Origin of the sequence: Kitasatospora sp. MAA4 (assembly GCF_029893355.1) — a bacterium.
GTDB lineage: Bacteria > Actinomycetota > Actinomycetes > Streptomycetales > Streptomycetaceae > Kitasatospora.
Map to the genome: position 1 here is coordinate 110,742 of NZ_JARZAI010000016.1, position 14,382 is coordinate 125,123.

Consider the following 14,382-nt stretch of genomic DNA (forward strand, 5'->3'; position numbering starts at 1 on the left):
TGGCTCCTTTACCGAGGCTCAGCTGCTCAGCCGGGGCAGGATCTGCTCGGTGAGGATGGACTGCTTCTGCGCGGCCGTGAGGTGGCAGGCGGAGAGGTGGCCGTTGGCCAGCTCCAGCGGCGGGCGCTCGGTCACGCACTTGTCGCCGTCGACCAGCTCACGGTACGCGCACCGGGGGTGGAACGCGCAGCCCGTCGGCGGGTTCAGCAGCGACGGCGGGGTGCCCGGGATCGGCTCCAGCGGGACGTCCACCGAGGCGTTGATCCGCGGGATCGAGCTCAGCAGGCCCCAGCCGTAGGGGTGCTGCGAGGCCTTCAGCACCTCGCGCATGGTGCCGCGCTCGACCGCCCGGCCCGCGTACATCACCAGGACGTCGTCGGCGATCTCGCGGATCACACCGAGGTCGTGGGTGATGAAGATGATCGAGGTGCCGAACTCCTGCTGGAGCTCCTTGAGCAGGTCGACGATCTGCGCCTGCACGGTCACGTCGAGCGCGGTGGTCGGCTCGTCGGCGATCAGCAGCTTGGGGTCGCAGACCAGTGCCATGGCGATCATGGCGCGCTGGCGCATACCGCCGGAGAACTGGTGCGGGAAGTCGTCGACGCGGGTCTGCGGCTGCGGGATGCCCACCCGGCGGAGCATCTCGATCGCGCGCTCGCGGGCCTCCTTCTTGCTCGCCCCGGTGTGCTTCATGAACGGCTCGGCGATCTGCCGGCCGATCGTGTAGTAGGGCGAGAGCGCGGCCAGCGCGTCCTGGAAGATCATCGCCATCGTGTTGCCGCGGAGCTTCTCCAGCTCCCTCTGCGAGGCGCCGAGCAACTCCTTGCCCTCGAGCTGGATCGAGCCCTCGACGGTGGTGTTCTTCGGGTTGTGCAGGCCCATCACGGCCAGGTTGGAGACGGACTTCCCGGAGCCCGACTCACCGACGATGCCGAGGGTCTTGCCCCGCTCGATGTCGAAGGTGAGGTTGTTGACGGCGTTGACGATGCCGTCCTCGGTGCGGAACCGGACACGCAGGTCACGCACCGAGAGGAAGGCGTCTCCGGCCTGCGGTGCGGGGACGGCCTCGGACTTGGTGAGGGTGCTCACGGTCGGATCTCCTCGAAAGCGGGGTGGTGCGGAGCTGGCAGGGGTGCGGTGGAGGAGGTCATCCCAGCCGGACCCGGGGGTCGAGGAGAGCGTAGGCCGCATCGACGATGATGTTGAACAGGATGATGGAGGCCGCACTGAAGATCAGCACGCCCAGCTCCAGGTAGATGTCGGACTGGCGGACCGAGTCGACCGCGAGGAAGCCGAGACCGTGGATGCCGAAGGTGTACTCGGTGACGACCGCGCCGGAGAAGACCGCGCCGAGGTCGATACCGAAGATCGTGATGATCGGGGCCATCGCACCGCGCAGGGCGTAGCGCCACCAGACGTAGCGGCTCGACATGCCCTTGGCCCGGGCAGCCCGGATGTGGTCCTCGGAGAGCTGCTCCAGCATCAGCGAGCGGACCTGGCGGGTGTAGTTCGACCAGAAGATGACCGACATGACCAGCCAGGGCAGGATCATCCCCATGAAGCAGGCCCAGGGGTTCTGGGTCAGCGGGATGTAGGAGGGCTGCGGCAGCCAGTTCAGGTTGGTGACGAACAGACCCATGGCCAGCGGGCCGAGGAAGTAGATCTGGGTGGACTGGCCGACCAGCGAGATCGAGCTGGCGATCCTGTCCAGGACGCTGCCCTGCTTCCATGCGGAAACCATGCCGAGGCCGACACCGATGGTCAGGAAGCAGATGGCGCCGCCGACGGCCAGCACGAAGGTCGCCGGGTAGTTGGACGCGATCCGGGGCCAGACGAACTGGTGCACGTTGTACGAGTAGCCGAAGCAGGGCGCGGCGCACTGGCCGATGTCCGCGCCGTAGTTGTGGCCGAAGACCAGGCCGCTCAGGTAGTCCCAGAACTGCACGTAGAGCGGCTGGTTCAGGTGCATGTTGATCCTGATTTGTTCCAGCAACTGCGGGGTGCAGGTCTTGGAGCAGGCGAGCTGCGCCGGGTCGGCCGGGAGGGCGAAGAACGCGAAGTACGTCAGCGCGATCAACAAGAAGAGGATGACGATCGAGCCGAGCGCCCGGCGGACGAGAAATCGGAACATATGGATGAGCTCTTCCGAGTGAGGGCGCCTGCGGCGGCCACGTCATGGACCGTGCGACACCCGGGTTGCGGGTGATCGGCACGTGGCCCGGGTAGGGCCACCCGGTGCGGGTGGCCCTACCCGGGAGAGCGGTCCGGAGGACCGCTCCGAGTCCGGTCTTTACTTGGCGAACATGCTGGACGGGTCCAGCGCGCCGGTGCCCGGGTTGTAGGTCACGCCGCCCAGGCCCGCACCGTAGAGGGTGAAGAGCTTGTCGTAGGCGTACGGGATCTGCGGCACATCGGTGGCGAGGATCTTGTCAGCCAGCGACATCCACTGCGGGGCGGCCTGGTTGATGTCCGTGACGGCGCCGATCTGGTCCATCTGGGTGTCCATCGCCGGGTCGTTCAGGTGCGAGTAGTTGTTCGAACCGTCAGCGACGAGTCGGCCGTCCAGGGTCGGCGGGATGACCGTCGAACCGATCGGCCAGTCGGCGCCCCACCCGGTGCGGTAGAGGTCGAACTGGTTGTCCGCCTTGCCGATGATCGTGTAGTAGCTGGTGGCGTCGAGGTCCTTGCTCTGGGCCTTGAAACCGGCCTGGTTGAGCTGGTCGACGACAACCGCCGTGATGTTCTGCCACTTCGTGGTGTTCGCGTAGGCGATGGTGATCGGGTAGCCGAGCTTGCCGGCGGCCGTCAGGATCTGCTTGGCCTTCGCGATGTCGCCGGTCGGGTTGGCGGCGATGCCCAGCGGGTCGGTCTTCTGCCAGCCGGACATCGTCGGGCTCATCAGGTTGCCGGAGATCTCAGTGGTGGCGGCGCCACCGAGCTGACGGATCACCTGAGCGGCCGGGAACGCCGCGGCCAGCGCCTTGCGGACGTTGACGTCGGTGACACGGGTGGTGTTGATGCTGTAGACGTCGACGAACGGCTCGAACTGGTTGACCGTCCGCGCCTTGAGCTGCGGGTTGCCCTGGATCTGGTCGATCAGCGTCGAGTCGGCGTTGGAGGAGAAGGACACCGCGGTGTTGTCCGGCCCCGAGCCGTTGATCAGGCGCTGGGTCAGCAGCGGCTGCGGAACGCTGAGCTGGATGTCCCACTTGTCGGCGTACTGGTGGCGCACCGCGTCGGTGCTCGGGTCCCACTCGGGGTTCTTGACCAGCACAAGCTCCTTGTCGTTCTGGTACGACTGGATCTTGTAGGGGCCGATCGAGACCGGGTGGTTGTTGTACGACTGCTGGTCGTCCTTCGACGCCTCGATCGCGGTCGCGTCCTGCTCCGCCATCGCGTAAGGGGCGTCGGAGTGCGCCTGCTGGAAGTGGAAGACGATGGTCTTCGCGTCCGGGGTGGCGATGACCGAGTCGGGCAGCGACTGGCCGCCGTAGGGACCCGGGTAGACCGTCCGGTAGTTCGCGCCCGACAGCCACTGCTGCAGGTAGAGCGGGCCGCTGGTCTGGTACGGCGCGTAGAGGCGCTCGACGGCGTACTTGACGTCCTTCGAGGCGATCGGCGTGCCGTCCTCGAACTTCAGGCCGTCCTTGAGGGTGAACGTCCAGGTCTTGCCACCGTCCGAGGACGTACCGGTGTCGGTCGCCATGTCACCGACCAGGATGGTCTTGCCGGTGGTCGGGTCGGTCTTGTACGTGGTCAGCTGGCGGCTGTACAGCGCGCTGATGGCCTGCAGCTGGTTCTCGTAGATCTGGCTCGGGTCCAGGTAGTCGAGCCCGGTCGGCTCCAGGTCGGTGATGGTGCCACCGGACTTGGCACCGGGAGTCGGCTTCGCCGGGCCCTGCGCGTCGGCCGCGGTGCCCAGGGTGACGCTCTGGGTGCTGGCGGACGCGTTGGCCTTGGGGGCTGCTGCCTTGCCGCTGCCCCCGCCACAGGCGGTCAGCGTCAGGGCGCTGACGGCCACGAGCGCCGGCACGATTGCTGCCTTGCGAAGTCTCATTGGTTCCTACCTGTTCACTGGTCATGGTGGTCGGCCAGTGCGGACCGGCGAGGCGGCGTTGCCCCGGTGGGCCGGACTGGGGGCTGAGCAGGTGGTGCGCGGGGGTGGAGCGTCTTGGGGGGTGGAGCGGTTAGCGGATGGTCTTCGGGTCGAGTGCGTCGCGGACCGCGTCACCGAAGAGGTTGAACGCGACGGCGAAGACCGTCAGGGAGACACCCGGGAAGAACAGGTAGGTCAGGTCGTTCTGGTAGCTGTTCGCCGCGTCCTGGAACATCAGGCCCCAGTCCGGGGTGGGCTCCACCATGCCGACGCCGAGGAAGGAGAGGCCGGCCTCGGCGGTCACCATCAGCGGGAGGAGCAGGGTGACCTGCACCAGGATGGTGGTGGCCAGGTTCGGCATCAGTTCCTTGAAGATGATCCGCCAGGACGAGGCACCGGCGATCTTCGCGGCCTCGATGTACTCGCGCTCCCGCATGCTGAGGGAGAGACCGCGGAGCAGACGCGCGGTGGCCATCCAGCCGAGCACGGCCTGGACCAGGACGATCGCGCAGACCCGGACGTAGACCGGGGTGGCGTCCTGGGCCGGCACGAAGAGGTTGAGCACGACCGGGGTGAAGGCGATGAAGAAGAGCTGGCTCGGCATCGCGAGCAGCAGGTCGCAGAAGCGGCCGACCAGGTAGTCGAAGCGGCCGCCCAGGTAGCCCTGCGCCACACCGATCACGATGCCCAGGACGGAGCACACGATGGTGATCAGCAGCGCGATGCCCAGCGAGGTCCGGATGCCGTAGATCAGCTTGGTGAAGATGTCGTACCCGGTGATCGGCGTGAGCCCGAACCAGAACTCGCTGCTGATCCCGCCGCCGGCGCCGATCGGGACGCCGGAGTCGTCCAGCAGGCTCATGGAGCGGCTGCCGTAGGGGATGTACGGCGACTTCCCGTACAGCGAGGCAATCACCGGCGCGAAGATCGCGACCAGGATGTAGAAGATCACGATACCGGCGCAGAGCACACCGATGCGGTTGCGCTTGAAGCGGCTCCAGGCAATCTGGCCCGGGGTGCGCCCAAGGAACTCGCCCGGCTTGTCGCCGGTGAGGTCCGTAGCGGACGCGACGAGGACCGGTTCGGTCTCTGTCGTGTCCTCAGTTGGCGTCGTCATGGTGCGAAAGCTCCCGCCGGTGGTCTGTGCAGCAGCAACGATGAAAGAAGTTGGTCGAACGGACTCTCGCAACTCGTTTATCGAACGTCAAGAGTTTCTGAGTGCCTGGGCACTAGGTTTTGGCTTCGTTCTGGAATGTCCATCAGGTTGTAGCTTTCAGCTACTTGACAGGCATCAGGCGAGACGCAACAAAACGGACATTTTCTCCCATATCTCGTTCACGAGTTCGTAACGAGGACTTAGTAGCACCGGTATGTGAACGCGACGCTCCGGGCTTCAGGGGGCCGTAGGAGGTCGACGCGCGTAGATAAGGGTGTCCGTTTTGCCCGTCATTGAGGGCATTACTCGCCGGTTTTCTGCGTCCGGTTATCGGACGGATTTGGCGGGATACCGCCAGCGGCGACTATTCGTCAGGCATTCGAGCGGCATCCGGAATCCATCCGGAGTGGTGCTGCCCGTGCGATGTGTCAGTTACACGCCACTGGCGGGATGTCGCCGGGAAAGACGTTCGAGCCCCGGAGAGAGTTGCTCTCCGGGGCTCGAACGGGGATTTTTGACATGTCACGAACGGAACTTGAAGGTGCGCTCCGTATCGGTGTTCTTGTCGAAGACGGAGGCGATTCCGTCCGCGACATCCTGCGGCGTGATGAGGGCCGTCGTGCCGTCGCTCTTACGGAACTTGATCCGGTCGAAGGTGTTCCCCAGGGCGCTGCTCAGCTGGTCAAGATCCCACTTGGGGCCGATCGTTCCGGAGGCGTCCGGGGCCAGCGTCAGCGTCTTGCTCGCGGTCGTCCTGGTGAAGACGAAGCGCTTGCCGCCCGCCAGGACCGTGACCTTCCCGCTGACGATCTGCTTGCCGAGGCCGTCGGCCGCCGCCTGCAGGGCCTGGGTGGTGGCCTTGGGCTGAGCGGCTGTCACGGCCAGGGCGATCGGCGGGTCGTTCTTGCCGGCGGCCCGGTCCAGGTAGCTCTGCTGGACCTGGTTGACGGCCGCGCTGCCGTCCACCACCTGGCCGGCCTGGCCGGGGACCACGCTCGGGTCGCCCGGGTCGTTGAACTGGACGAAGCCCTCCTTGAGGCCCTGCGCGGACGAGCCGGCCAGCAGGTCCAGGGCGACCTTGAGCTTGGCCTGGTCCACCCGGACCTGCGGCGGCACGGCCTTGCTGCCGCCGGTCAGCGAACCGATCACGTCCAGCGGGTTGTAGCTGTGCTGGGTCAGCCCGTCCACGGTGGCGGTGGTGTCGAAGCTGAGGCCGGCGGTGGCCGGATCCAGAGTCAGCGCCTGGTCGCCGATCTTCAGCTGTATCGGCTGCTGACCGATCTTGCCGACGGTGGCGTCGAGCTGGTGGATCGCCTGGTCGCGGCTGTCGCCGCCGATCTCGGTGCCCAGCACTGTGATGCCGCGCGGGACGTCGGCCTGGTTGAGCATCAGGCCGGTCCCGTAGGCGGCCGACCCGACGAACAGGGCGCCGCCGACGGCGTAGACCAGCAGCTTCTGGGCCCGCGGGCGGGGCTTGGGCTTGGCGGCCGCGGCCGGCTTGGGGGCGGCCGGGCCGGGCGCGGCGGGCGCCTCGGGGAGCGGAGGCATCGGGCTGCCGGCGGGGCCGCCGGGGCCGCCAGGTCCGGCGAGCGGGCCGGGCGGCGGCGGGCCGGCTGGACGCGCACCGGCGGGTGCCGGCGTGGTGGCGGTACCGGCCAGCCGCGGCCCGCCCTGGGCGCCGTACAGACCTGTCACGGGCAGGCCCGGTATGGCGCCGGCCGGCGGGATGTCGTCGGTGATCGGGCGGAATCCGCCGATCTGGGTGTCCTCCGCGTCGCCGTTCTGCTCGGTGGCGAACCGGCCCTCGGCGAAGGCCGCCTGCGTCGACTGCCCCGACGGCGCCGGCGGGGCCGCCGCTGTCGGGGGGAACGGCTCGGCCGGGGGCTGCGAGCGGGCGAACCGGCCCGGCGTGCCCTGCCCCTGAGGCCGGCGCGGGGCCGCCGGGCCGGTGCCGAACGGGTCCGGCGCGGGCGCGGGCGCCTCCGCGGAGCGAGCGAAGGGGTCCCGGGGGGTGAACGGGTCGCGCGCCGCACCGCTCGGGTACGGCTCGGCTCCGCCGGCCGCGTACGGGTCGGCGGGGTAGCCGCCCTGCGGCGCGCCGAACTGCTGACCGCCACCGGACGGGTAGCCCTGGTCGGGGGCCGGCGCGGGCTCGTTGCCGCCGCCGAACGCCGAGGTCGGCGCGAACGGCGAGGCCGGTGCGCCGGTCGGCCGCGGCGCCGGGATCTGCTGGGTGGACTCCGCCGAGAACTGCGGAGCCGGCTGCCGGCGCTCGCTCGACTCGAACGGCTGGGACTCGAACGGCTGCGACTCGTAGGGCTTCGCCTCGTACGGCGAGCCCGCGGCCGGACCGGACCTGGCCGGGGCGCCGGCCGAAGCCTGCGAGGGTGCGGGGGCCGGGGCGGGTGCGGCCGGAGCCGCCGCAGGCTCGGGCCGGTTCTTCTGGCGCGGCCGGAACCACTCGCCCGTCGACTCGGACTCGCTGGTTTCGGGCGCGCTCGGCGGCGTCTGCCACTCGGGCGGCAGGTTCAGCGGCGCAGCACCGCGCGCGCCCGACTCCATCACCCCGAGCACCGGCGAGGCCGGCGCACCCGAGCGGTGCCTTGGCCCGGTCGGCCCGGGCTGCTCGGCGGGAGCGGCCTCGGCCTCCTCCGGCTTGACGGTGCTGCGCATCACGACCGGCGGGATCGGGCGCGAGCCAGGGATGTTGATCGAGATCCGGGTGGTCAGGGTGGTCTCGGTCTTCGGGACGTCCGGCTCCGCCGCCCCCGCGGCGCCGTCGGTCGCCGGGCCGGTCCGCTGGAACGGGTCGTTGCCGGGCAGGGGCGCACCCGTGCCGTAGCCGTTCGCGACCCCCGGCGTGCCGTAGGGCGGCGTGCCGGACGGGTAGGCGTCGGGACCCTCCCCCGGCCGCCGGCTCGGGGTGCCCCCGCGGCGGGGCGGCGGGTAGGCGTTGTCAGATTCGCGGCTGCTCAATGCTGCTCTGCTCCGGGTTCGCGGTCGTGGCCGTCGGGCCACAGGCCGCGGGTTGCTGGGGCGTCCGGTCGGCCGGTCGGCCCGTCCGACGATGCTGCGGCACCACCATACTGGGAACGACTGAGTGGGGAACCGCCTCCGTTAGTAGCCGATACGTCCGGTTCCTCACCGACGACACTACGGGCGGGTGGCCCTGACTGCCCGTCGTGCGCGGGCAGGCCCAGCCGCCCTCAGTCCCGCTGGCGGGGGATGCCGAAGGCGAAGGCCGAGCGGGTGGGCAGGGTGGCGCAGATCACCCCGGTCAGCGCGCCGATCAGCAGGTATGCGTACGAGTCAAAGCCGGCCGCGAGGACGAAGTCGCCCTCCGGCCGAGGCGCCATCAGGATCAGCAGCATCAGGAACCAGCCGATCAGCGGGACCCCCGCGCCCAGCTTGGTCCCGGTCAGCCGCAGGCCGCCGTAGAAGAGCGCCAGGTTGGCGGCCAGCGCGATCAGCAGTCCCCAGGGGCTCCACAGGGTCTGCACGAAACACCCGCAGAGTGCGACCAGAATGCCCAGCAGGAAGAGCACCGCGTAGCCGGTGATCCGTGCCCGCCGGGACGGGAGCGGCTCGGCCAGCCGCTGCGCGCGGGTGCCGAACAGGTAGTGCAGGGGAGTGCTCATCGGGCCTCGATTCCGGCGAACAGGTCGGTCTCCGGGCGCTCGGGGCCCGGCTCGCCGTCGACCAGCTGGTAGCACTCGGTGGCTGAGAGCGGCTGGCCGAGGTGGTTGCTGAGGGCGAAGAACTGGCCCGAGACGGTGATCTGGGTGGCGTGCGCGGCCATCGCGGCGGCCTTGCGGTCGGCGTACTTCGTGCCGTCCAGCACGGTGGTGATCAGCTCGTCGTCGACCACGCCGGGGACGTCCGAGGGGGCGGCGACCGCCGGGTAGTGCGCGGCGGCCTCGCGCAGGCCGGCCAGCAGGGCCGAGCGCGGCACACGGTTCCAGTAGACCTTGACGATCCGCCAGGCCGGACCCAGCTCGGGACGGAAGGCCGGGTCGGCGGCCAGCTCGCGGGCCAGCATCGCCACCCGGTGCGCCTGGATGTGGTCCGGGTGCCCGTAGCCGCCGTTCTCGTCGTAGGTGACCAGGACCTGCGGCCGGGTCTCCCGGATCACCGCGACCAGGTGCCCGGCGGCCTCCTGCGGGTCGGCCTGCCAGAAGCAGTCGGGCCGGTCGTTGTCGGGCACGCCCATCATCCCGGAGTCGCGGTAGCGTCCGGGACCTCCCAGGAACCGGAAGTCGGCCACGCCGACTTCCCGCATCGCGGCCGTCAGCTCGCCGATCCGGAAGTCACCCAGGGCGTCCTCCCGATCCGCCGTCAGCCGGGCCAGCTCAGGCGGGATCACCTCGCCGCCCTCGCCGAGGGTGCAGGTCACCAGGGTGACCTGGGCGCCCTCGGCGGCGTAGCGGGCCATCGTCGCGCCGTTCCCGATCGACTCGTCGTCGGGGTGGGCGTGCACCAGCAGCAGCCGGCGGTCGGGGGCAGTGGTGGTCATGGGGAGCAGCCTAGGGCCTGTGCGGTGGATATTTTCGGATCAGCCCGCGGCGTTGGGCTCCCTCCTTGCCCCCGCCGGGCAGGAGGGGCCCCTGGCTGGGCGTGCGCCCGAGTCGTCCTCGTACTGGATCGTACTTGGGCGATTCGGGCGTGCGTCCAGCCGGGATGCCCGGGGTCGTGGGCCCGGAGATATCCACCGCACAGGCCCTGGACCGCGGTGGCGGTCAGAGCTTCAGGCCATTGATCATCCCGGCGAGGTTGCTGGTCACCTGCGTGATGGACGGCGCGATGGAGCTGGAGGCCAGGTAGAAGCCCAGCAGGGCGCAGATGATCGCGTGGGCCATCTTCAGCCCGGATCGGCGGATCAGCACCACCACGATGACCAGCATCAGCATGGCTGCGGAGATGGACAAAGCCATGACGGCTCACACCCCTCTCGGGTGCGCCGCCCGGGACGGGCGGCGGTCGGGACCGTGGGACAGGCAGCGAACCGGACAGCCCTCGTCCGGATCCGCTGATCTAGGAATACCCGATCAGTGGTGATTGCATTACTTTCTGTGAGCCCGGATGTGTCGGGTCACGGAGGCGTTCAGGGGGCGCATGCCCCGGTCGGAGGGGGTGCGGGGGGCCGTTCGGGGCACTTGTGGGGCGTACGCCGAAAGAGTGATCGCGGGTCAGGCGAGGCCGTAGTGTTCGATGCCATGACCACTGAAGCCGCCGCCACCACCCCTGCGGACACCTTCCCCCGGCAGTACGCGCGGACCCTGCGCTACACCGTCGGCATGCCCCGATCCTTCGCCCTGGCATCTGACGGCTCGCGGGTCGTCTTCCTGCGCTCCAGGTCCGGCAGCGACCGGGCCAACCTGCTCTGGACCCTCGACCCGGCCACCGGTGCGGAGCGGATCGCCGCGGACCCGTCGGCGCTGCTCGGCGGCGGCGAGGAGGACCTCTCGCCGGCCGAGCGGGCCCGGCGCGAGCGCAGCCGCGAGGGCTCGGCGGGGATCGTCGGGTACGGCCTGGACGCCGCCGGCGCGCTGGCCGCCTTCGCGCTCTCCGGCCGGCTCTTCGCCGCCGACCTGACGGCCGTCGGCACGGTCCGCGAGCTGCCCGCCGCCGGTCCGCTGCTCGACCCGCGCCCCTCGCCGGACGGCCGGCACGTCGCGTACCCGACCACCTCCGGGCAGCTGCGCCTGATCGGCGCGGACGGCAGCGGCGACCGCGCCCTGGCCGAGCCGGAGCGCGACGGGGTGACCTGGGGTCAGGCCGAGTTCATCGCCCAGGAGGAGATGAGCCGGGACCGGGGCTTCTGGTGGTCCCCCGACAGCGACCTGCTGCTCGCCGCCCGCGCCGACGACGCGCCCGTCCAGCGCTGGTGGATCGCCGACCCGGCCAACCCCGAGAGCGTCCCCGCCGAGATCGCCTACCCCGCCGCCGGCACGCCCAACGCCGACGTCACGCTCTGGGTGCTCGGCCTGGACGGCTCGCGCGTGGAGGTCCGCTGGGACCGTGCGGCCCACCCCTACCTGGCCCGCGTGCACTGGTCGGCCGGCGGCCCGCCGCTGCTGCTCGTGCAGGCCCGGGACCAGCGCAGCCAGCTGCTGCTCACCCTGGACACCGCGACCGGCGAGACCAGCACGCTGGTCGCCGAGCAGGACGCCGCCTGGCTGGAGCTCTTCAGCGGCGCGCCGGCCTGGACGCCGGACGGCCGGCTGGTGCGGATCAGCGACGAGCCGGGCCACCGCGCCCTGCTGGTCGGGGAGCAGCAGCTGACCGACGACACGCTGCACGTGCGCGCGGTGCTCTCGATCGACGCGCAGTCGATCCTCTTCACGGCCAGTGCCGGCGAGGGCGACACCGACGCGGCGCCGGGCCTGGTCGGCCTGCACCGGGCCGCCCTGGACGGCTCGGGGACGGTCCTGCTGCGCCGGGCCGGCGCGCTGGACGCCGTCCGCAGCGGCGATCTGACGCTGCTCTCCAGCTCCGCGCTGGACCGGCCGGGCCGGCTGGCCGAGCTGCTGCGCGGCGAGGAGACGATCGCGGTCGTCACCTCGTACGCCCAGACGCCGGTGCTGACCACGCGTCCGGAGTTCCGGCTGGCCGGCGCCCGGCGGATCCCGTCCGCCGTCATCCTGCCGACCGGCTACGACCGCGAGCGCGACGGGCTGCTGCCGGTCCTGATGGACCCGTACGGCGGCCCGCACGGGCAGTTGGTCGTGCAGGCGCACAACGCCCACCTGTCCTCGCAGTGGTTCGCCGACCAGGGCTTCGCCGTCGTGGTCGCGGACGGGCGCGGAACCCCCGGCCGCAGCCCGGCCTGGGAGAAGGCGGTGGCCTTCGACTTCGCCGGCAGCACCCTGGACGACCAGGTCGAGGCGCTGCACGCGCTGGCCGAGGAGTTCCCGCTGGACCTCGGCAAGGTCGCCATCCGCGGCTGGTCGTACGGCGGCTACCTCTCCGCGCTGGCCGTGCTGCGCCGCCCGGACGTCTTCCACGCGGCGGTCGCCGGCGCGCCGGTGACGGACTGGCAGCTCTACGACACGCACTACACCGAGCGCTACCTCGGCCACCCGGCCGAGCGGCCCGAGGTGTACGAGGCCAACTCGCTGATCGCGGACGCGCCCAAGCTGGAGCGCCCGCTGATGATCATCCACGGGCTGGCCGACGACAACGTGGTGGCCGCGCACACCCTGCGGCTGTCCTCCGCGCTGCTCGCCGCCGGTCGCCCGCACACCGTGCTGCCGCTCTCCGGCGTCACCCACATGACGCCGCAGGAGCAGGTCGCGGAGAACCTGCTGCTGCTCCAGGTGGACTTCCTGAAGACCTCGCTGGGCCTGTGAATCCTCGTGCTCTCGGCATGACATCCGTCATGCCGAGAGCACGATCGCGCACACTGCCGCCGGTACCCCGGCTCGCGGGAATCTTGAGCGTCACAAGGCGCGAGAGAGGACTGGGGATGAGCGGCGAAGAGGTTGCGGCCTTCCGGCAGGTGAGCAAGAGCTACGGGCGGGTCAGGGCGGTGAGCGGCCTGGACCTGGTGCTGCGCCCGGGCGAGACGGTGGCGCTGCTCGGCCCCAACGGCGCCGGCAAGTCCAGCAGCCTGGACCTGCTGCTCGGACTGCGCGAGCCCGACCAGGGCAGCGTGACGCTCTTCGGCGGCGCGCCGCGGGCCGCCATCGAGGCCGGCCGGGTCGGCGCGATGCTGCAGAGCGGCGGGCTGATGACCGATGTGCTGGTCCGTGAGCTGGTCCAGCTGGCCTGCGACGTGCACCCGCGCGGCCACCGCCCCGCCGACGTGCTGCGCAACGCCGGGATCGAGGAGATCGCCGACCGCCGGGTCGACAAGCTCTCCGGCGGCCAGGAGCAGCGGGTCCGCTTCGCGCTGGCCGTCGCCGGCGCCAACGACCTGATTGTTCTGGACGAGCCGACCACCGGCATGGACGTCTCGGTCCGCCAGCAGTTCTGGGCGACGATGCGCGCGCAGGCGGACGCCGGCCGGACCGTGCTCTTCGCCACCCACTACCTGGAGGAGGCGGACTCCATCGCCGACCGGGTGCTCGTGCTGCACCGCGGGCGGTTGATCGCCGACGGCACCTCGGCCGAGATCAAGGCCAAGGCCGGCGCCCGCCGGATCAGCTTCGAACTGCACGCCGCGGACGGCCCGTTCGAGGAGGCGGCGCTGCGCGCGCTGCCCGGCGTGGTGTCGCTGGAGGTCGGCGGCCACGCGGCGGGCGTGCGGACGGTACGGATCCGCAGCACCGACGCCGACGGCGACGTGGCCGGCCTCTACCGGGCCGGGCTGTACCCGCGCGGCCTGGAGGTCGGCAGTCTGGGCCTGGAGCAGGCCTTCCTGACCATCACCGAAGAACACGACGCCGAGGAGAGCGCGCGATGATCACCCTGATCCGGCTGGAGATCCTGCGCAGTCTGCGCAATCGGCGGTACCTGTTCTTCACGGTCCTCTACCCCGCGCTGATGTACTTCTTCTTCGTCAGCATCTACAAGGGCGGCAGCGTCGCGGGCGGGGTCAGCGCCAAGTCGTACTTCATGGTCTCGATGGCCACCTTCGGCGCTGTCGGCGCGGTGCTCACCGGCAGCGCGCAGCGGATCTCGCTGGAGCGCAAGAGCGGCTGGGTCCGCCAGTTGCGGCTGACCGCGCTGCCCGGGCGGGCGTACACGCTGGCCAAGATCGCCGCCTGCGCGGCGACCACGCTGCCCGCGATCGCGGTGGTCTTCGCGCTGGGCGCGGTCGAGGGCGTCCGGCTGGGCGCGGGGCAGTGGCTCGGACTGCTGGCGGTGCTCTGGCTGGGCAGCTTCGTCTTCGCGGCGCTCGGTGTGGCGCTCGGGTACGCGGCCGAGCCGAGCGCGGTGCAGCCGATCGTGATGATCGTCTACATGCTGATGGCGGCCTTCGGCGGCACCTGGTACCCCATCAGCGGCTCGATGCGGAACTTCGCCCGGTTCAACCCGGTGTACCTGTACAACCAGCTGGCTGGCTTCATCCACCCCGGCAACGCGCTGGACACCGCCGCCGCGGCCGGGCTGGCCGGATTCCTGGTGGTCTTCGTCGCCGCAGCCGCCTTCCTGTACCGCAAGGACACCAGGCAGGCATGATGGCCGC

Annotated in this window: 11 protein-coding genes; 3 read left to right on the forward strand and 8 right to left on the reverse strand. The window is 70.6% G+C overall.

Annotated features, from left to right (window positions below; translation table 11 throughout):
* Positions 1-18: 18 nt before the first annotated feature.
* The 8 genes from P3T37_RS22095 to P3T37_RS22130 form a co-directional block, all read right to left on the reverse strand.
* Positions 19-1,089 carry an ABC transporter ATP-binding protein gene (locus P3T37_RS22095; RefSeq protein ID WP_280725507.1) on the reverse strand — a complete coding sequence of 357 codons (1,071 nt, stop codon included), beginning with the start codon at positions 1,087-1,089 and terminating at the stop codon, positions 19-21.
* Between the two features lie 58 nt (positions 1,090-1,147).
* Entirely contained in the window at positions 1,148-2,131 is a 984-nt protein-coding gene (locus P3T37_RS22100; protein WP_280725508.1) for an ABC transporter permease, read from the reverse strand.
* A gap of 159 nt (positions 2,132-2,290) precedes the next feature.
* Positions 2,291-4,057 carry an ABC transporter substrate-binding protein gene (locus P3T37_RS22105; protein ID WP_280725509.1) on the reverse strand — a complete coding sequence of 589 codons (1,767 nt, stop codon included), beginning with the start codon at positions 4,055-4,057 and terminating at the stop codon, positions 2,291-2,293.
* 130 nt (positions 4,058-4,187) lie between these two features.
* Positions 4,188-5,213 carry an ABC transporter permease gene (locus tag P3T37_RS22110; protein WP_280725510.1) on the reverse strand — a complete coding sequence of 342 codons (1,026 nt, stop codon included), beginning with the start codon at positions 5,211-5,213 and terminating at the stop codon, positions 4,188-4,190.
* Positions 5,214-5,774: 561 nt separating this feature from the next.
* Positions 5,775-8,228 (reverse strand): hypothetical protein, encoded by a 2,454-nt coding sequence (locus tag P3T37_RS22115; protein WP_280725511.1) that lies wholly within the window; start codon positions 8,226-8,228, stop codon positions 5,775-5,777.
* A 230-nt stretch (positions 8,229-8,458) separates the two neighbouring features.
* Positions 8,459-8,890 carry a DUF6113 family protein gene (locus tag P3T37_RS22120; RefSeq protein WP_280725512.1) on the reverse strand — a complete coding sequence of 144 codons (432 nt, stop codon included), beginning with the start codon at positions 8,888-8,890 and terminating at the stop codon, positions 8,459-8,461.
* Complete coding sequence (mshB, locus tag P3T37_RS22125; protein ID WP_280725513.1) at positions 8,887-9,765, reverse strand: N-acetyl-1-D-myo-inositol-2-amino-2-deoxy-alpha-D-glucopyranoside deacetylase; 879 nt, start codon at positions 9,763-9,765, stop codon at positions 8,887-8,889. The genes P3T37_RS22120 and mshB overlap by 4 nt, the downstream gene beginning before the upstream one ends.
* Before the next feature lie 223 nt (positions 9,766-9,988).
* Positions 9,989-10,183 carry a DUF2304 family protein gene (locus tag P3T37_RS22130; RefSeq protein WP_035798256.1) on the reverse strand — a complete coding sequence of 65 codons (195 nt, stop codon included), beginning with the start codon at positions 10,181-10,183 and terminating at the stop codon, positions 9,989-9,991.
* A gap of 282 nt (positions 10,184-10,465) precedes the next feature.
* Here P3T37_RS22130 and P3T37_RS22135 point away from each other — a divergent pair, with 282 nt between their 5' ends.
* The 3 genes from P3T37_RS22135 (at position 10,466) to P3T37_RS22145 (ending at position 14,375) form a co-directional block, all read left to right on the forward strand.
* Entirely contained in the window at positions 10,466-12,601 is a 2,136-nt protein-coding gene (locus P3T37_RS22135; protein WP_280725515.1) for an alpha/beta fold hydrolase, read from the forward strand.
* A 116-nt stretch (positions 12,602-12,717) separates the two neighbouring features.
* Positions 12,718-13,656, forward strand: a complete 939-nt coding sequence (locus P3T37_RS22140; RefSeq protein WP_280725516.1) for an ABC transporter ATP-binding protein — start codon at positions 12,718-12,720, stop codon at positions 13,654-13,656.
* Entirely contained in the window at positions 13,653-14,375 is a 723-nt protein-coding gene (locus tag P3T37_RS22145) for an ABC transporter permease (RefSeq protein ID WP_280725517.1), read from the forward strand. The genes P3T37_RS22140 and P3T37_RS22145 overlap by 4 nt, the downstream gene beginning before the upstream one ends.
* Positions 14,376-14,382 lie beyond the last annotated feature (7 nt).

Excerpts from the sequence above, each read along its gene's own strand:
- P3T37_RS22100 (WP_280725508.1), bottom strand. The coding sequence starts at position 2,131 with ATGTTCCGATTTCTCGTCCGCCGGGCGCTCGGCTCGATCGTCATCCTC.
- P3T37_RS22105 (WP_280725509.1), bottom strand. The coding sequence starts at position 4,057 with ATGAGACTTCGCAAGGCAGCAATCGTGCCGGCGCTCGTGGCCGTCAGC.
- P3T37_RS22110 (WP_280725510.1), bottom strand. The coding sequence starts at position 5,213 with ATGACGACGCCAACTGAGGACACGACAGAGACCGAACCGGTCCTCGTC.
- P3T37_RS22120 (WP_280725512.1), bottom strand. The coding sequence starts at position 8,890 with ATGAGCACTCCCCTGCACTACCTGTTCGGCACCCGCGCGCAGCGGCTG.
- mshB (WP_280725513.1), bottom strand. The coding sequence starts at position 9,765 with ATGACCACCACTGCCCCCGACCGCCGGCTGCTGCTGGTGCACGCCCAC.
- P3T37_RS22130 (WP_035798256.1), bottom strand. The coding sequence starts at position 10,183 with ATGGCTTTGTCCATCTCCGCAGCCATGCTGATGCTGGTCATCGTGGTG.
- P3T37_RS22135 (WP_280725515.1), top strand. The coding sequence starts at position 10,466 with ATGACCACTGAAGCCGCCGCCACCACCCCTGCGGACACCTTCCCCCGG.
- P3T37_RS22140 (WP_280725516.1), top strand. The coding sequence starts at position 12,718 with ATGAGCGGCGAAGAGGTTGCGGCCTTCCGGCAGGTGAGCAAGAGCTAC.
- P3T37_RS22145 (WP_280725517.1), top strand. The coding sequence starts at position 13,653 with ATGATCACCCTGATCCGGCTGGAGATCCTGCGCAGTCTGCGCAATCGG.